Raw genomic sequence first — 17,915 nt, forward strand, 5'->3', positions numbered from 1 at the left:
TTAACTCAGTTCTTTGTTGAGATTTTACGTCAAAATGCACAGATTGATCCTAAAAATCTTACCGCTGCCGGTCGTGGTGAGTTTGCTCCGGTTGCTACAAACAGTACCGCAGAAGGTAAAGCAAAAAACAGAAGAATTGAAGTCATTCTTACGCCTAAGCTAGATGAAGTAACTAAGTTGCTCAACGATATCTAGCATCTAAACACCAACAAACGTGGCAAACCCCGGCTTTTAAAGTCGGGGTTTTCTTTTGTCTATTACGTCCTAAAAGAGACCGGTCAAAAACCTTTTCCGTAGAAACACCGTACATATAAGTAAGTGATTCACAACTCTCAGTTCAGTTCCGCTTCAAACGATATAGATATGTAACAACTTTAAATACGATCATTATGAATAGAAAAGAATTTATTTTTTCGGTAGGAAAAGGAGTATTAATTGCGTGTTCGGGCGCTTGTATGATGTCTTCGTGTAGTTCTGGCGACGATGCCGGTATGGAAACTATGGGAGGGTCACAAAGCGGTTCTGGAGGAAATTCTGGGAGCAGCGGCACTATGGTGAACCTTGAGATCTCAGAGCTTCCCAATGTAGGTGATCAAAAACGCGTGAGCAACGTACTGTTCATTCGCATAGCTACAGGCAATGACGTATCTTCTTTTGTCGCAACAGAGGCGGTTTGCCCGCATCAGGGTGGACAATTGGTTTTTCAAAGCGAGGAGAATGTGATTGAATGTCAGCTGCATTTTGCACAATATGAAGTGGATGGCGACACGGTGCAAGGCCCACAAAATTCTGCAGGAAGCACGCGTGACCTAAGAATTTATGCGACCTCTTTAGATGGAAACACTTTAACGGCAACTGTAAGCTAAAACCAGTAGACATTGTAATACCTTCGCAAGAAATTCAGATTTAAATGCGATACACAAAACTACCCGGTACTTCAATTGACGTAAGTAAAATTTGCTTAGGTACCATGACGTGGGGCGAGCAAAACACCGAGGCAGAAGGTCACGCTCAGCTTGATTATGCTATAGAACAAGGTGTAAATTTTATAGATACTGCAGAATTATATAGCGTTCCCGCTCGTGCAGAAACCTACGGAAGCACAGAACGCATTATTGGTTCTTGGTTGAAGAATAGAGGAAAACGTGATGATCTCATTATTGCCTCAAAAATTGCAGGCCCTGCTGAAATGTCTAAACATATTCGTACCGGCGGCTATACCAAAGCAGAGTTTAAAGATGCGATTCACAAAAGTTTAAAACGCCTACAAACCGATTATATCGACCTGTATCAACTGCATTGGCCGGAGCGAAATACCAACTATTTTGGGAAATTGGGCTACACCCACGACCCTGAAGAACAATGGCAAGATAATTTTAAGAAGATTCTTGAAGACCTTAAGGAATTTGTAAAAGAAGGACTTATAAGACACGTAGGTGTAAGTAATGAAACGGCGTATGGTTTATCGCGCTATATGGAAGAAAGTCGCAAAGGACTTCCTAAAATGATCACCGTGCAAAACCCGTATAATTTGCTCAACCGTAAAGACGAAATTGGTCTCACCGAAATTATGCAGCGCGAAGAAGTGGGATATCTCGCATATTCTCCTTTAGGTTTTGGAACCCTCAGCGGAAAATACATTGAACAAACAGATACTGAAGCTTCCCGCATCAATAAGTTTCCACAGTATAGCAGGTATTCTAATGAGCAAGCTGTAGCGGCAACCAAGCGCTATCTCGATCTTGCTAAAAAACACAATTTATCACTCACGCAACTGGCTTTAGCCTTTGTAACCGGCAGGCCTTTTATGACTTCAAATATTATAGGAGCCACAAACCTTGAACAATTGAAAGAAAATATAGGCAGTGTAAACATTGAGCTTTCTTCAGAAATTCTAGAGGAAATAGAAGCTATACATAAAGCGATCCCAAATCCTGCTCCTTAAGCAAAACAGTAAACAAGGCATCAAACCCTTTGGCGGTGCCAATAAACTACCTCAGGGCAAGCCTATGAGGCATTGCTTAGAAACAAATTTTTAATTTCGAGGCAAACCTCGGGGTGTAAAACCCTTTGGCGGTGCCAATAAAAAAGCCGCTTTAAAGCGGCTTTTTTATTTATAGCTTTGTCCCGTCCTGAAATAAGTTGACACAAATTCGACTTATTTATGAAAGACTCAGAAGGAGCTGAGAAGAAACGCACTCAGCGTGATTACAATTTAGGCTTTAAATTGGCGGTTGTATCTCAGGTAGAAAAGGGCGAAATGACTTATAAGCAAGCCCAAAAAGCATATGGTATTCAAGGAAGGAGTACTGTTTTGGTTTGGTTACGCAAACACGGTAACTTAGACTGGAGTAAACCAAAGACAAGACTTACCTGTAACACAATGAAAGAAACACCTGCTCAAAAGATCAAGAGGCTTGAAAAAGAGCTATCAGATGAGAAGCTTAAAAATAAGATTCTCAACACGATGATCGACATCTCAGATCAGCAATACGGAACTTCTATTCGAAAAAAGCATTTGCCCAATCAATCCAACGAATCCGGCAAGAACACCGACTAAGCCTGTCACGTTGTTGCAGATTGTTTGGGATAAGCAGACAGGCTGTCTATCAATCAGAAAAGCGAGAACAGATAAGAGCTGATGAACTTGCTTTAATCAAACCGCTGATTTTAAGGGTCCGCCGGCAAATGCCAAGGCTAGGCACTCGTAAACTGTATTATTTACTCAAGGTTGAGTTTCAAAAGATGGGAGTTAAAATAGGCAGAGATGCCCTATTTGACTATCTCAGGTCAGAATCAATGCTTATAAAACAAAAAAAGAATTACACAAGAACAACAGATTCTAGGCATTGGCTAAAAAAACACCCCAACCTGATGAAAGATGTTACCCCCGTAAGACCAGAGCAATACTTTGTAAGCGATATTACTTACATCAAGAGTAGAGAAAGAACTCACTATCTTTCCTTGGTGACAGACGCTTTTAGCAGAAAAATAATGGGCTACCACCTAAGTGATGATATGAGTGCAGAAAATGTAGTTAAAGCAATGAAAATGGCTAATAAAAGTAGAACCACATCAAGCGAGGTAATACACCATTCTGACAGAGGCTTGCAATATTGCTCCTCGTTATATCAAACTCAATTGAAGCGATCAAATGCATTACCATCAATGACAGATGGGTATGACTGCTATCAAAATGCGTTAGCAGAACGAATTAACGGGATATTGAAGGAAGAGTTCTTCATAAACAAATGCAATACAGGTAAAGAACTCAGACTGTTGATTCAGCAGTCAATAAAAACATATAACAATGAAAGACCACATCTAAGCCTTAACTACAAAACACCTAATTTTATACACAACAAAAAATCCGGTGAAGCTAGCTTCACCGGATTGATTTAAACTTTTAAAAACTGTCAACCTATTTTAGGACGACTCACTTTGTTACTTCACTTTGAGCAATTCAATATCAAAGATCAATGTGGAACCCGGCGGAATTTCACCCATATCTCGGTCACCATATGCCAGATCTGCCGGAATATACGCTCGATATTTTGCACCTTCTTTCATCAATTGCAAGACTTCGGTCCAACCTTTTATCACTTGACCAACGCCAAAGGTGATCGATTCACCACGCTCATACGAACTGTCAAAAACCGTCCCATCGATCAACGTTCCTTCATAATGCACTTCTACACGGTCTGATGCTTCAGGCGATGCTCCTGTTCCAGCTGTAATGATCTCATATTGCAAACCACTTTCTGTAGTGATTATACCCGCTTTGGCTGCATTCTCTTCTAAAAACGCTTTTTGCGCAGCGATACGCTCAGCCTTCAGTTTTTCTTTAAGCTCCATCAATTCACGAGAATATCTTCCCATCACTTGACGTCCTTCCTTTTCTGAAATTTGTGCGCTATCCTTCAAGGCTTCTTGAAAACCGGTCATGAACACTTTTTTATCAAAGTAATTCTCATAGGTAGCTTTGTCTTTCTTGATATTTTCGGCAATAGAAACGCCCATATAATACGCCACCGAATCTTGAAACGATTGAAATAACGGCGGTTCCGGAGTTTCTGCAATTTTCTTACTCCCTCCGCAACTGGCCAATATGACTGCTGCAGCTGCTGCAAGCACTAATTTTTTCATAGAACTTAAATTCATCATTTAATTAAGCTACTAAACTACTCATAAATGCGCAGTCTGTTTTGTGTTTTTATCAATTGCTTATTTAAATCTTCAATTTTGTCAAGCAGATTAAGAATCACATCGATGCCTTCAATATTAATATCCAACTCTGCGTGAATACGCATAATTTTCTCAAAGGTAGCAATGCTCTCGTGCGGTAAGCACAACGACTGCTCTACGCGAATGACTTCAAGCACGCCTTTCTCGTGCAATTCTGTTATAAAGGTTTGTTCAATGCGATATTGCGCGCACAACTCGTGTACCGGAATATAGTTTGTCGTACTCATCAGGATCTTAGTTTTGCAAGTTCTTGAAACAGTTCTTTTTCTTTTGCTGAAAGATTTTGCGGCATTTTGAGGTCATAGGTAATGAATAAATCACCAAACTGCCCTTCCTTTTTATACACAGGAAAACCTTTACCTTTGAGTTTTACCTGCTTGCCATTTGAAGTTTCTGGAGCCACTTTCAGCTTTACACTACCGTCAAAAGTTTCAACGATAAGTTCGCCTCCCAAAACAGCAGTATACAAGTCTAGATCGACAGTTTTATAAAGATTTGCTCCATCCCTGCGGAAGCCTGACGTATTGTTGATTTCAAACTGAAGGTATAAATCTCCGTTAGGACCACCGTTTAAACCTTCTCCTCCGTAGCCTTTGATCTTTATTGTCTGCCCATTTTCTACACCGGCAGGAATCGTCAAACGAATGTTTTTACCATTCACGGTAAGTGTACGTTTATGCTTCTCATACACCTCACGTAAATCAAGACTTAGCGTAGCATTAAAATCCTGGCCTCTAAACTGTGCCTGACGCCCGCCACCGCGGAAACCTCCACCAGAGCCACCAAACATCGAACTGAAAAAATCTGAGTAATCTTCCTCATTAAAACCGCCACCACTGTACTGGGCTCTACCGCTATTACCCGATGTTCTGCCACTAGCATATTGCGCACGTTGCTGTTCTGCTTGCTCATAAGCTTCAGCGTGTTGCCAGTCTTTACCGTATTTATCATATTTCTTACGGTTTTCGGGATTGCTTAAAACCTCATTGGCTTCATTAACCTGTTTGAACTTTTCTTCGGCTTCAGTATCGCCGGGATTTACATCAGGATGATATTTACGGGCGAGTTTGCGATAGGCTTTTTTTATTTCGGCTTCACTTGCCGATTTGTCGAGCCCTAAAACCTTATAATAATCTATATATGCCATTACCTAAAGATTAAAATGAGTCTCCAATAGACACACTTAAAGTTAGCGCGTTTAGCGCTAAAGGCATACTAAAGTGATGTGAAATTTAGACAGAATCGCCTCGGTTTGTAAAGATGATTTTATTCAAAAACTATCCCAAACTATTGAGATAAAACGCCAGCACCAGACCTAGTGCAGTTGCAATTCCCGCCCAATACGAATCTTGCTTATAGGCTTTAGGAAACACTTCGATCGCAAGTGAGGCGACTACGGCGCCGCCGGCAAAACAGCGTATGTATGCGAGAATTTCTTCTGAAACATCTGCGAGTGCCCAATTGCCAATTAAAGCCGCTAATGAGAGTATAAATGCTGTTGCAGACCAAAGCCAAAGGATTTTCTTTTTTGACGCGCCATTTTCAGTCATTTCTTTGGCGCCACCAGCTGCTTCGGGAAGATTGGATAAAAATATAGAGCCAGAAAGTGCGGCTACCGTCAAAGCATCGGCACCTATGAGTGCCACGCCCAATGCGAGATTTTCAGGGATTCCATCCAGGGTGATTGCAGCCAGTAAACCACCGCCACTATCTGATCCCCATTGTTGTTTTACCAGATAATCGAGCGCTGTAAAAACACCTGCTCCAAGTAAAACAATGCCTAATGCGATTAACACATTAGCCTTTTCTACAGCCGGATTGATCAATTCGAGAACTGTAGAAACAATGAGGGCTCCTCCTGCCAAAGCAACGAGAAAGCCCTCTGTTTTCTTTTGTAAATTTCCGTAAATGCCCCAAACTGCGCCTAAAATGAGCGCTCCGGAAACTACGGCAATTACAAGATATGTCAAACCGTGTTTATTTATCGATCACGTCAAGAAGCTCAACGGTAAAGATCAAGGTCTCACCAGGACCAATTTTTGGACCAGAACCACGCTGACCGTAAGCAAGATCTGCAGGAATGTAGAACTCATACTTTGCCCCTTCTTTCATCAACTGAAGTCCTTCTGTCCAACCTGAGATCACTTGATTTACACCAAATGTTGCAGGTTGCTGACGCTCATACGAACTGTCAAAAACAGTACCGTCAAGTAATTTTCCTTCGTAATTCACCTGAACCTGATCGGTTTCTACTGGAGAAACACCATCGCCTTCTTCGATCACTTTGTATTGAAGTCCGCTCTCTGTCGTTTGTACACCTTCTTTTTCAGCATTCTCTGCTAAGAACGCTTCTTCTTTTTCCTTATTTGCAGCAGCTTTAGCAGCTTGCTCCTCTTGTTGCTTCGCGCGTAGTTTCGTTTGAAACTCATTCATAATGCGACGCATATCTGCTTGAGGCATTTCTACACTATCAGTAAGTGCAGTTTCAACCCCTTGCATATAAATTTCCATATCAAAAAACTCATCAGGATTATCTCCCAAAGCTTGCTTAAACTGAGCACCGGTATTTGCACCAATGATATAGGAAACAGAATCTTTAAATGTTTTAAGTTCAGCATCTCCTCCTGAACTCATTTTAGAATCATTACAATTCACTAAAGTAAGCGCAACAGGTAACGCTAGAAATAATCTATTGAATTTCATGTTATAGTTTTTAAAATTTCAGTTGCAAATAACGGCATATTAAAACACCTATAAAAATCTTATTGATATTGATTGCAACTCTAGCTTACAAAAGCACTATAACCGGTAATCGCTCGACCTACAATAAGTGAATTGATCTCTTTTGTTCCTTCATAGCTATAGATCGCTTCGGCATCAGCTACAAAACGCGCCACATCGTACTCCAGCAAAATACCGTTACCACCCATAACTTCTCGGGCTCTGCTCACCACATCCCGGGTGCGCATCGAACAAAATACTTTGGCTAGAGAAGCGTGCTCATCGGTCAATTGGCCGCCGTCTTGCATTTCGCTCAAGCGGAAACATAAAGTTTGCATGGCTGTAAGATTAGAAATCATCTCTACCAAGTGATTTTGGATCAACTGAAAGCTCGCAATAGGTCTACCAAACTGCTCCCGCTTTTTAGTGTACTTCAAGGCTGCTTCATACGCACCACGCGCGCAACCCACAGCCTGCCAAGCTACACTAGCACGGGTCATTTGTAAAACTTTGGCTGTGTCTTTAAAGGAATTTGCATTTTGTAAACGATCACTTTCAGGCACGCGGCAATCGGTCAAGGTGATCAAGGCGTTTTGTACGGTACGAAGGGCCATTTTATCTTTCATCTTCTCTGCGTGAAAACCGGGATTTTCTTTACGCACAATAAAGCCTTTTACGCTACCGCTGTCTTCGTCACGCGCCCAAATAATGGTAATATCAGAAAAGGTAGCATTCCCAATCCATTTTTTCTCTCCGTTTAAGATCCACTCGTCGCCCACTTTCTTACAGCTGGTTCCCAGACCACCGGCAGCACCAGAGCCCACTTCGGGTTCGGTAAGACCAAAAGCTCCAATTTTTTCAAACTTTTGCATTTTGGGTAACCATTCTTGTTTTTGTTCTTCGCTTCCGCAGAGGTAAATAGATCCCATTGCAAGACCGCTATGCACTCCAAAAAAGGTCGAGATAGAAACATCAACGCGTGCCAACTCCATTGCTAAAATTCCTTCAAGCAAAAAGGATTGCCCGGGACAACCGTAACCTTTATAGGCAATTCCTGCCAGATTCAATTCGGCAAACTTCGGGATGATCTCGTGTGGAAATTCGGCACGATTCCAAAAATCATTGGCGATAGGTTTTACTTCATCTTCCATAAAATTGCGCATCTTCATTTGAATTTCGCGCTCTTCGGGAGTGAGTTTTTGAGCCAGGTTGTAAAAATCGCCATCAATTGGCGGCAATTTATGCTGCCCTTTTTTGGCCTGCGAATTCAACATTTTCATCAAGCCTTGCAACTGGCGATCGTCGAGATTGCCTACGGCACTCATCACTTTTGAAAGGTCAACTTTTTGAGATAATTTATTAAGCGCCTCTAAGTCTACCGACTTTAAAAGGCCTATGGTATTCTTTACTTTTCCAAATAACGACATCGTTTGATATTTTGTTTAATACTTTTAAAAATACCAAGGTTTTAAGCGCTAAGCAGCCAAAAAACTGTTAATTGAAATGAGTGTAAATCCATTCACATTATAAAAAAATATCAGAAAAAAGTTCTTCGATCTTTATTTAATCGTAATATTGCAATACAACAATAAAGAAATGGGCTTAGCCAAAACTGAAATCTTTACCGACGAGCAAAATGCCATTGCTGCTTTTGCCAAAGCTTTTGCGCATCCTGCTCGTGTGTCTATTCTTCAGCATTTATACAAGATCAATTCTTGTGTTTGTGGCGATCTAGTAGAAGAGATCGGTCTTGCACAACCTACCATTTCGCAACATCTGAAAGAGCTTAAAAATTTAGGCTTGATCAAAGGCAGCGTTGAAGGAACGAGCGTGTGCTATTGCATCGATACCGAGAATTGGACTGCAATGAAGAATTTGATGTCTCAATTTCTCGATCAAGATCTTACAAACAAGCAAGATTGCTGCTAAAAAAATTTAGGTTTAATCATCGTAATATTACGATATAACAAAAAGGATTATGAAACTATCAGAAGTAAAATCAGCTTTAAAAAGTCTCGAGACTATAGGTTTTCAATTGCCTGACGGAAGTTTGGTTCCCAGTCATTTTCACGTGACCGAAGTTGGCAAAGTATCTAAGCATTTTATTGATTGCGGTGGCACCGTGCGTCAAGAAGATGTAGTGAATTTTCAATTGTGGAATGCCGATGATTATGACCATCGCTTGCATCCTGAAAAACTCATCAGCATCATTGAATTATCTGAAAAAGTATTGCAGATCGAAGATCACGAGGTTGAAGTAGAATATCAGGGCGAAACCATTGGAAAATTTGGGATCGATTTTGACGGAACACATTTCCTCTTGACTACCAAACAAACCGATTGTCTTGCTAAAGATGCCTGCGGAATTCCCGCTGAAAAACCCAAAGTAAAACTCGCTGACCTCAACAACGCATCGGCCTGCACTCCGGGTGGTGGTTGCTGCTAACCCCAAAGATCCCTACGCTTATGGAAAATGTATTATTTCCGGAAATTGACCAGTTTATCAACACCTTAAAGCCGGAAACGATTTCCGAAGAACGCAAAGCGACGCTTCAACCCTTGATCGCTTTTATTCAAGAGAAAGTGAGTGCAAATTCAGCTATACGCATCAATTTTATTTGCACCCACAACTCGCGCAGAAGCCACCTTTCTCAAGTTTGGGCACAAACGATGGCGGCACATTTTGGTATTAAAAATGTGTTTTGTTATTCCGGTGGAACCGAAGCAACAGCTTTGTTCCCGATGGTGGCAAAAACTTTAGCAAATACCGGTTTTCAGATCGCAAAGCTTTCACAAGAAAAGAATCCGGTTTACAGTATTAAGTATGCCGAAAACGCACATCCGGTAATTGGATTTTCTAAACGTCTCGATGACGCATTTAATCCTGCTTCAGCATTTGCGGCGATTATGACGTGCTCACAAGCCGACGCCGGTTGCCCGTTTGTTCCTGGAGCTGAAAAGCGTATTCCTATCACATTTGACGACCCCAAAGCATTTGATGATACGCCACAGCAAGCTGAAAAATATCACGAGCGCAGCGTGCAGATCGCTACGGAATTGTTTTATGTATTCTCAAAAATAAGCCATTAGTATGAGCACCAAAAAACTAAGCTTCCTTGACCGAAACTTAACCTTATGGATCTTTGTGGCGATGGCCGTTGGCGTGGCGATAGGCTACTTTTTCCCATCCTTTCCAGAAGTGGTGAATACGATGAGTAGCGGCACTACCAATATTCCGCTGGCGATCGGATTGATCTTGATGATGTATCCGCCGTTAGCAAAAGTCAATTATGCCTTATTGCCTAAAGTCTTTAAGAACGTCAAGATCCTTTCGGTTTCCTTGCTGCTCAATTGGATCATTGGCCCCGTATTGATGTTTATCTTAGCCATTACCTTTCTTCAGGATTATCCTGAATATATGGTGGGATTGATCTTGATTGGTCTTGCGCGTTGCATCGCGATGGTTTTGGTATGGAATGACCTCGCAGACGGAAGCAGTGAATACGGCGCAGGTCTCGTTGCCTTAAACAGCATTTTTCAAGTGTTTGCTTACAGTTTTTATGCGTGGATCTTTATTACGGTACTCCCGCCCTATTTTGGTTTTGAAGGTGCGATCGTAGACATTTCCATTGCTACCATTGCAGAAAGTGTTGCCATCTATCTGGGAATTCCGTTTGTGTTGGGAATTTTGAGTCGGTCTATTCTGGTACGCCTGAAAAGCGAAACCTGGTATAACCAAAAGTTCATCCCTACCATTTCGCCAATTACCTTGATCGCCCTGCTTTTTACCATCGTGGTGATGTTCTCGCTTAAAGGCGAACTTATTGTCGAAATTCCGCAAGATGTATTGATCGTAGCGATCCCCTTGCTGGTATATTTTGCTTTGATGTTTATCATTGGCTTTTTTGTCACCAAAGCTATGGGCGCTACGTATGACAAGACGGCTTCTGTAGCATTTACCGCTGCCGGGAATAATTTTGAACTGGCAATTGCGGTGGCTATCGCTGTTTTCGGACTCAACTCCGGGCAAGCTTTTGCGGGTGTTATTGGTCCGTTGGTTGAAGTTCCCGCGCTGATCTTTTTGGTACGTGTTTCGTTTTGGTTTAGAAAGAAATACTTTCCAAAAGCTACCGCATAAATTATCTAGCAGCATCAGGAAACTACAAAGCTTTTACCAAACTCTGATGCACAAAAGCACGCTGCGCTGCGGACGTTTCAATATGCAGCCAATCGGCACTTTTGCCTAATAATCGTACGGTATCTTTTCGCGCAAGCGCACCGATTTTTTGAGATTTCGCAGAAGCGCTACTTCTCAAATTGGCTTGTGCAGTTGTAATCGTATAGGTTTTATAAAATTCTGTTGAAGTATCAAGGGCCGGTAACTCCGGCTCTTCTTTTACAAACGGCAACGGATTGATCGCTCCGCGGCTATACACCCCAAAATGCAGATGTGGCGGCGTGGTACGGGCATTACCTGTGTTGCCCACGAGTCCCAAAGTGTCGCCCACTTTTACACGCTGGCCGCTGGTCGCGATAATGCTATCCAAATGCGCATAATACAGGCTGTTGCCAAATAATCCCTCACGCAACCAAACCTGCTTACCGCCCAAACCGCGATTTCCCGTTCTGCTTACATAGCCGTCAACACTCGCGACGACCGGCGTACCGCGCTTGGCAAAAATATCTACACCCTCGTGACTGCGTTTGCCACCATCACGTGCTGCTCCCCAAAAGCTCTGAATGGATTTTGCTGAAGCGCCACTTACCGGAAAATAATATGAAGGCTTGCTCTGAATGCGAATTGCAAAACTAGAGACGGAATTCAATTCCGGCTGAAAAAGCACTTTATAAGTTCCTGAATTTTTAGGTGAAAAGTCTAAAGTGGTAGCCTTATCGTCGGCTTGCTGTACCAATTTATACGGTCGGATACTGTCTGAAGTCTTTTCGTAGAGGTCAATAAAAACCTTCGGTTGAAGCGTGTCTGTTTGAATACTGAAGGTATAGCTGCGGCCGCGCTCCAGATCAAGATCATAACCGTACACCGGATGAATTTCCGAATTGAATATTCCGGTTTCTTGATAAGGAGAAGTAATTTGTAAACTATCATTCAACGCATTTTGAAAAGCGTTCGTCCATAGGCGATACGGCAACGAATCTGCATCAAAATTACGCGCATAGACTTCTCGTGCAGTAGGCTGCGTGATCACATCGGTCACTTGGGTAAGCTTTCCGCAGGAAAAACAGAGGAATACTAAAATGACTCCAATAAATTTTAATAAATGATTTTTCATAGCTTCTGATAATAATCAGAAACTGTGCCAATTGCACTAAAATAGCGAGAGCTGTCCCGGGCGGTATTGCTCAAAAAGTTCGCAATTGAGCGGGGCGATACTTCGGCCTTTGAGATATTTCTTTCTGCCGAGTTCCATTTGTGCTGCGATTTGCTTCGCAAACTCACCGCTACCACGCATACGGCGACCAAATTGCGAATCGTTTAAATTGCCTTCGTGACACGCGGCGATCTGGTTAAGCACTTTATCAGCCCGGTCTGGCATCGCGGTTTTAAGCCACTGCTCAAAGATCTTACCTATCGCACCATTCAAGCGCACCACGGTATATCCTACCGATTTTGCTCCGTGATCTGCTGCGGCTTTGATCAAAGGCAACACCTCATGGCTGTTGATTCCCGGGATGATAGGCGCGGTCATCACATTTACCGGAACTCCAACCTCAGCAAGTTTCTTTACCGTTTCCAAACGTTTTTTAATGCTCGCAGTACGCGGTTCCAGCAAGCGACGCGTTTTTTCTTCTAAAGTGGTGATCGACATATTGACCTGAATCAAGTTATAAGAAGCCAACTCTTTAATGATGTCCAAATCCCGCTGAATCAACGCATTTTTTGTAATGATCGCCACCGGGTGTCGGTAATTGAGAAAGGTCTCGAGCAATTTTCTAGTGATCTTAAATTGCTTTTCTGCCGGTTGGTAACAATCGGTATTTCCTGAAAGGACAATGGGTGACGCTTGCCAGGATTTTTTAGCCAAGTGTTTTTCGAGGAGGCGAACTGCATTGCGTTTTACGAGAATGCGACTTTCAAAATCCAAGCCTGCATCGTAGCCCCAATATTCGTGCGAATTGCGCGCATAACAATACACACAGCCGTGTTCACAGCCCTGATACGGATTTAAGGAATATTCCATTCCTACATCGGGGCTTTCTACTTTATTGACAATGGTTTTTGGGAAGGTGTCTATAAAAAGGGTTTTCAGATCTTGAGGCTCGTCCCCTTCCTGCGCGCAGTAATTGAGAAAATCGTCCCGCAGCTCGTGGCTGTTGGCATCAAATCTATTGGCGATATGACGCTGTGCTCCACGCCCTTTTAAGTGTTCTCCTTCGACTTGCATAAAATAGGATTTATTACAAATATATGGAATATTTCCTATTAAAGTTGAAATCAAAATAACCTGATTGCTTTTTTCCACTTCAGTTTTACTTTTAGATTTTTCCTTTCAAGTAGGTTTCCGGAGTAAGAATGGCAAGTGTACTATGCTTATAGTCTTTTACATTTCTCGTCAAAATCACAGTGATTTCCTGAATTTTTGTTGCAGTAAAATTCTGCAACGCATCTTCAAAATCTTTAAATTTTGAGTTGAGCGCATCAAAAACTACTTCTTGATCCATAGTTAGCACATCGATGATGCTAAGGAGTTGTTTGACTTTCTCGATTACCGTTTTGTGATTTGCAGTTTTACGCAATAAATAATACACGTTACAAATGATCACAGGCGTTACATAACCTCTAAGCGCGCCTGCTTCGCATTGATTTAGAATTTCGGTGGCAAATTCAGAATAGGGTTTACGATCAAAAAAGAAATCTAAAATGACATCGGTATCAATAAGAACGTGGTCCATCTAAGAATATTTTTTTTCAACTCTATCTCTTAGTTCCTTTTTGTAGTCTAAATCAGGAGGCATTTTAAACGAGCCTTTAAGTGATTTTACCACCGGATTGAGCGCTTTGCTATGCGCTTGAGGCGCTTCGCTAGTAAGACTTTTTAAATAATTCTCGATGATATCAGACAAACTGCGGTTTTTGTCTTTTGCGTATGCCTTAGCCCGCTTAATAATCTCCTGCTCGATGGTAAGTGTAAGCTTCGTGTTCATGACAAAACCTTTTTAAATGAAGACTACAAATATAAACAGAAAAAATCACACGTGTTTATTTTTTATATAAAGCACGTGTTACTATGTAAAAAACCATTGAGTAAATGATAAGATTGCTATTGCTAGCGCTATTATAGTTCCTGAAAATCGCCTTAATTTATTTGATCTGCTTTTTAATTTTTTATTATCGCCCTCGACTTTCCATTTTAGTTTGAATATTGAACGAAATAACAATTCATATGATGAAAAAGAGAAAGGGTTCAAAATCGGAAATAAAGGATATCTTTTCTTATCGACAGAGTAATAAATCCAGAGATTTATATAAATCGCAATTCCAAATGAAAAGATACTCAACGCAAACCCAATAAAAATTACTCCGAAAAATATGTCATTCATGTGTATTTGAGCATTTTATGAGCTTTCCCAATCCTAAATACCGATATCAGATCTCTAAATATTAGTTCATGGTTTCAGAAAGGTTTGTGTAAACATTGGCTAGAATTTGATTGAAAAGTCGCTTGTCTGTTGTTTTAAACGTTTTTTTTAATCCTTCACCATCTTCTGATTTATAGAACAAGTCAATTTTATAATAAGGATTCAGAAATGATTTAACATTAGTCTCAACCGAACTTATAGCCCTAGCGTGGAGTTTAATAACATCTTCATCTCTAGAAAAATTTTTATGATAGTTCAATTTAATTTCTCCCATTTCAGACTCAAAACTGGTAAGATAACGATCTGTGATTATCAATGAGAAAAAGCTCAAAACAGCAAATAAGATCAATGCAAAAACAAAGGGGTAGTTCAAATCTAATATCAACGTAAAGTCCAAGACTATTAGCGTAAGCATGATAAAAAGTGGCCCGCTAAGCTTATCTATTACAATATTATGCTTCATAGATTTATAGTTAATTCCCTGGAAACTCCGGTTTGCGTTTTTCTAAGAATGCGGTGGTTCCTTCTTTAAAATCTTCGGTGGCGAAAGACGCACCAAAACCTTCGATCTCGGCATCATAACCGTTTACTCCGGGTTTAAAACCGGCGTTAACGGCTTGTATCGCGGTGGCAATGGCAACCCCGCTATTGTTTAAGATCTTACCCGCAATTTTTTCGGCAAGTGCCATCAATTCTTCCTGCGAAGTCACGTGATTTACCAAGCCCGATTGAAAAGCGCGATCTGCATCGATCATCCCGGCGGTCATAATCATTTCAAAAGCGCGGCCTTTGCCTACTAACTGCGGTAAGCGCTGCGTACCACCATACCCGGGAATCAAGCCCAGTGAAGTTTCTGGCAAGCCCATACGCGCGTTGTGACTGGCAATACGTATGTGTGCCGCCATCGCGAGTTCGAGGCCGCCACCCAAAGCAAAACCGTTGATCGCCGCAATGACGGGTGTGCTAAGGTTTTCGATAAAATCAAAAAGTATTTTTTGGCCCTTTCGCGCCAGCAAAGCACCTTCTTCCTCTTCAAAATTGGCAAATTCGCTGATGTCTGCTCCGGCTACAAAAGCCTTCTCGCCACTTCCGGTTAAGATGATCACCCCAATGTCTTCATCGGCATCAGCTTCAGCAAATGCGTCGTGCAGTTCTTGTATGGTTTCTTTATTGAGTGCGTTTAATTTTTTAGGTCGGTTTATGGTGATGATCGCCAATTGATCATCAACCTCATAGATGAGATTTTCAAAATTCATAGTCAATATTTTTGCTCCGCAGGGCGGAAATTAAGCTTCAGCTTTAGGGAAAGTCACTTTAAAAACAGTGCCTCGATCTTCCTTAGAAGTAAAGGTAATGGTTCCGTTATAGGTTTCCACAATATTTTTAACCATCGCCAGCCCAAGTCCCATTCCGCTTGACTTAGTAGTGAATTTTGGTTCAAAAACCTTCTCGATGTTCTCTTCCGGAATTCCGTGCCCATTGTCACAGACTAAGATACAAACCGTATCGACATCACTTTTGATCTCCACGCGAATTTTAGGATCCTGAACCCCTTCTGTCGCCTGAATCGCATTTTTAACCAGATTGGTTACCACCCGTATAAGCTGCGTGCGATCTAGTTTTACCGTGATCTCCTCTGCATCGGTGCCAAAAGTGAGGTAATGTTCTGTGAAGATATCCAGCGCAAGTTTGGTAACAAAAACCACGTTGAGCGTTTCATTTTGCTGCGCCGGCATTTTTGCAAAGTTTGAAAAAGCCTCAGCTATCGAACTCATCGTATCTATTTGCTGAATCAAGGTTTTACTGTATTCATCTAGCTTTTTGTGAATATCAGGATCGTTGGGATCAAAACGCATTTGAAAACTCTGTACCGTCAAGCGCATAGGCGTCAACGGATTTTTAATCTCGTGCGCAACTTGTTTTGCCATCTCACGCCAGGCAGCCTCCCGTTCACTTTGCGCCAGTTTTGCAGCACTGTTTTCAAGTTCGTCTATCATCCCATTGTAGGAGCGTACCAAATTGCTTATTTCTTCGCTTGCATCGTCAATCTCAATACGCTGGTTGCGCTTATCAAGACGCGTCTGGATCATCTTATCGCTTATCGTTTTAAGACTGCGGGTAATGTATCGTGAAAGAAAATAAGAAAGTACGGTCGCGATCAACAGCATAAATAAATAGCCTTCTGCCAATCGACGTAAGAATTCGTCAAGTTCGCGCGTGATAAAATCGTCATCCTGAATGTAGGGTAGATTCATTATCGCCAGCGGCTTGAATTTGTTATCGTTGATATACGTGTAGGAAGATTGATATTTTACCCCGTCGATCTCAGATTGTACGATCCAGCGTTTTGTAGGCGTATTGGCTAAGCCTTCTAAGACGGAAGGATTCAAACTGGTTTCCAGCGTGTCTTCAGTAAAAGTTTCTTTTGATTTGACGAGTAGTTTTCCGTCGAGATCGTAAATATTTATGGGCAGTTCGTGAACATCGGCAATACGATAAATATCATTATTGAACTTTAAAATAAACGGAATGTTTTTAGAAATCACTTCGTATGAAGTCTGATCTAAGACATAATCGATCTCTGCTCTGATTTGATCTTCTTTCCGCAATAACCTATCGCGATGATACTCTTTTGCTTCTTCTTTGTACTGCACTACGCTTATGATCCCAATGAGAATCGAAGCTCCTAAAATGAGCAATACCATCCCAAAGAAAATACGCAGGCGTAAAGAAAGCTTGTTGAATTTCATCGAAAACTAGTTATCAAAAATCGCGCCGTTAGGCATTTGGGTTTTTTTCGCGAATGCTTTTATAGAGTTTTATACCTAACATTAAAAGCACTGCCAAACAGATCAAACCGGCCAATCCCCAAATCCAATTGGTGGCACTTTTTGTAATGACCAAAAAGATCACCGCAAACAAGATCAAGGTTGGTCCCTCGTTCCAGATGCGCATGAATTTTGTAGTGTATTTAAAATTACCGGATTGTAATTGCCTAAATATCTGATGGTTTTTAAAATGATAGGCATACAGCAACACAACAAAACCCAGTTTAATTTGCATCCAGGGAGCGTTGAGCAATCCCGGGACAATATGCAGCATCATAAAGGCGAATAAACTCGCCAGAATCATCGAAGGCCAGGTGATAATCTTCCAGAGGCGTTTGGTCATCAAAGCCAATTGATCGCCCAGAATGCTTCGGTCTGGTTCGGGTTTTTGGGAAGCCTCGATCTGATACATAAACAGGCGCGGCACATAAAACAGTCCCGCAAACCAAGTTACAATAAATATGAGGTGCAGGGATTTAAAATAAAGGTAGTATGCTTCCATAAAACAAAGGTAAACCGAAA

Annotated in this window: 21 protein-coding genes and 1 pseudogene; 8 read left to right on the plus strand and 14 right to left on the minus strand. The window is 41.5% G+C overall.

What is annotated here, in order from left to right; genetic code table 11:
• Positions 1–15 precede the first annotated feature (15 nt).
• The 4 genes and pseudogenes from MED217_RS19290 to MED217_RS17485 all read left to right on the plus strand — a co-directional run.
• Positions 16–195: pseudogene (locus tag MED217_RS19290) on the plus strand (cell envelope biogenesis protein OmpA); the annotation flags it as partial.
• A 194-nt stretch (positions 196–389) separates the two neighbouring features.
• On the plus strand, positions 390–866 hold the full coding sequence (locus tag MED217_RS17470; RefSeq protein WP_009781891.1) for a QcrA and Rieske domain-containing protein: 477 nt from the start codon (positions 390–392) through the stop codon (positions 864–866).
• Between the two features lie 44 nt (positions 867–910).
• Positions 911–1,945 carry an NADP(H)-dependent aldo-keto reductase gene (locus tag MED217_RS17475; protein ID WP_040533030.1) on the plus strand — a complete coding sequence of 345 codons (1,035 nt, stop codon included), beginning with the start codon at positions 911–913 and terminating at the stop codon, positions 1,943–1,945.
• A gap of 219 nt (positions 1,946–2,164) precedes the next feature.
• Positions 2,165–3,402, plus strand: a protein-coding gene (locus MED217_RS17485; protein WP_230199236.1) for an IS3 family transposase whose coding sequence is annotated in 2 segments (ribosomal slippage) — positions 2,165–2,507 and positions 2,507–3,402 — 1,239 coding nt in all. Because the reading frame shifts where the segments join, the coding sequence is not laid out codon by codon here.
• 42 nt (positions 3,403–3,444) lie between these two features.
• Here the strand turns inward: MED217_RS17485 and MED217_RS17490 are convergent.
• The 6 genes from MED217_RS17490 to MED217_RS17515 form a co-directional block, all read right to left on the minus strand.
• Positions 3,445–4,146 carry a BamJ family beta-barrel-assembly machinery protein gene (locus MED217_RS17490; protein WP_230199286.1) on the minus strand — a complete coding sequence of 234 codons (702 nt, stop codon included), beginning with the start codon at positions 4,144–4,146 and terminating at the stop codon, positions 3,445–3,447.
• Positions 4,147–4,181: 35 nt separating this feature from the next.
• The gene (locus MED217_RS17495; protein WP_009781894.1) at positions 4,182–4,472 is read right to left on the minus strand and encodes a chaperone modulator CbpM; all 291 of its coding nucleotides are present in this window, start codon (positions 4,470–4,472) and stop codon (positions 4,182–4,184) included.
• A complete protein-coding gene (locus tag MED217_RS17500; protein WP_009781895.1) occupies positions 4,472–5,392 on the minus strand; it encodes a DnaJ C-terminal domain-containing protein in 921 nt (306 codons plus the stop codon). The genes MED217_RS17495 and MED217_RS17500 overlap by 1 nt, the downstream gene beginning before the upstream one ends.
• Before the next feature lie 130 nt (positions 5,393–5,522).
• Complete coding sequence (locus MED217_RS17505; protein ID WP_009781896.1) at positions 5,523–6,215, minus strand: ZIP family metal transporter; 693 nt, start codon at positions 6,213–6,215, stop codon at positions 5,523–5,525.
• Positions 6,216–6,222: 7 nt separating this feature from the next.
• Complete coding sequence (locus tag MED217_RS17510; protein WP_009781897.1) at positions 6,223–6,948, minus strand: BamJ family beta-barrel-assembly machinery protein; 726 nt, start codon at positions 6,946–6,948, stop codon at positions 6,223–6,225.
• A gap of 80 nt (positions 6,949–7,028) precedes the next feature.
• Entirely contained in the window at positions 7,029–8,393 is a 1,365-nt protein-coding gene (locus tag MED217_RS17515) for an acyl-CoA dehydrogenase family protein (RefSeq protein WP_009781898.1), read from the minus strand.
• Between the two features lie 169 nt (positions 8,394–8,562).
• Here MED217_RS17515 and MED217_RS17520 point away from each other — a divergent pair, with 169 nt between their 5' ends.
• From MED217_RS17520 to arsB, 4 genes are read left to right on the plus strand one after another with little or no spacing between them, the layout of a single operon-like run.
• Positions 8,563–8,895, plus strand: a complete 333-nt coding sequence (locus MED217_RS17520) for an ArsR/SmtB family transcription factor (RefSeq protein ID WP_040533804.1) — start codon at positions 8,563–8,565, stop codon at positions 8,893–8,895.
• A gap of 49 nt (positions 8,896–8,944) precedes the next feature.
• Entirely contained in the window at positions 8,945–9,412 is a 468-nt protein-coding gene (locus MED217_RS17525; RefSeq protein WP_009781900.1) for a DUF6428 family protein, read from the plus strand.
• A gap of 20 nt (positions 9,413–9,432) precedes the next feature.
• Positions 9,433–10,056 carry an arsenate-mycothiol transferase ArsC gene (locus MED217_RS17530; RefSeq protein WP_009781901.1) on the plus strand — a complete coding sequence of 208 codons (624 nt, stop codon included), beginning with the start codon at positions 9,433–9,435 and terminating at the stop codon, positions 10,054–10,056.
• Between the two features lies 1 nt (position 10,057).
• The gene (gene arsB, locus MED217_RS17535) at positions 10,058–11,104 is read left to right on the plus strand and encodes an ACR3 family arsenite efflux transporter (RefSeq protein WP_009781902.1); all 1,047 of its coding nucleotides are present in this window, start codon (positions 10,058–10,060) and stop codon (positions 11,102–11,104) included.
• Positions 11,105–11,126: 22 nt separating this feature from the next.
• Here arsB and MED217_RS17540 read toward each other — a convergent pair whose 3' ends face one another.
• The 8 genes from MED217_RS17540 to MED217_RS17580 form a co-directional block, all read right to left on the minus strand.
• Positions 11,127–12,257 carry a M23 family metallopeptidase gene (locus tag MED217_RS17540; protein ID WP_009781903.1) on the minus strand — a complete coding sequence of 377 codons (1,131 nt, stop codon included), beginning with the start codon at positions 12,255–12,257 and terminating at the stop codon, positions 11,127–11,129.
• A 36-nt stretch (positions 12,258–12,293) separates the two neighbouring features.
• Positions 12,294–13,370: a PA0069 family radical SAM protein gene (locus MED217_RS17545; protein ID WP_040533807.1), complete on the minus strand. Its 1,077-nt coding sequence runs from the start codon at positions 13,368–13,370 to the stop codon at positions 12,294–12,296.
• Between the two features lie 91 nt (positions 13,371–13,461).
• Positions 13,462–13,878: a type II toxin-antitoxin system VapC family toxin gene (locus tag MED217_RS17550; RefSeq protein WP_009781905.1), complete on the minus strand. Its 417-nt coding sequence runs from the start codon at positions 13,876–13,878 to the stop codon at positions 13,462–13,464.
• The gene (locus MED217_RS17555) at positions 13,879–14,130 is read right to left on the minus strand and encodes a DUF6364 family protein (protein WP_009781906.1); all 252 of its coding nucleotides are present in this window, start codon (positions 14,128–14,130) and stop codon (positions 13,879–13,881) included.
• Positions 14,131–14,587: 457 nt separating this feature from the next.
• Positions 14,588–15,028, minus strand: coding sequence for a hypothetical protein (locus MED217_RS17565; protein WP_009781908.1), 441 nt, complete (start codon positions 15,026–15,028; stop codon positions 14,588–14,590).
• Positions 15,029–15,038: 10 nt separating this feature from the next.
• Positions 15,039–15,821, minus strand: a complete 783-nt coding sequence (locus MED217_RS17570; protein WP_009781909.1) for an enoyl-CoA hydratase/isomerase family protein — start codon at positions 15,819–15,821, stop codon at positions 15,039–15,041.
• 30 nt (positions 15,822–15,851) lie between these two features.
• Entirely contained in the window at positions 15,852–17,315 is a 1,464-nt protein-coding gene (locus MED217_RS17575; protein ID WP_009781910.1) for a sensor histidine kinase, read from the minus strand.
• Between the two features lie 28 nt (positions 17,316–17,343).
• Entirely contained in the window at positions 17,344–17,895 is a 552-nt protein-coding gene (locus tag MED217_RS17580; RefSeq protein WP_009781911.1) for a CopD family protein, read from the minus strand.
• Positions 17,896–17,915 lie beyond the last annotated feature (20 nt).

The sequence above is a fragment of the Leeuwenhoekiella blandensis MED217 genome, assembly GCF_000152985.1.
Classification (GTDB): domain Bacteria; phylum Bacteroidota; class Bacteroidia; order Flavobacteriales; family Flavobacteriaceae; genus Leeuwenhoekiella; species Leeuwenhoekiella blandensis.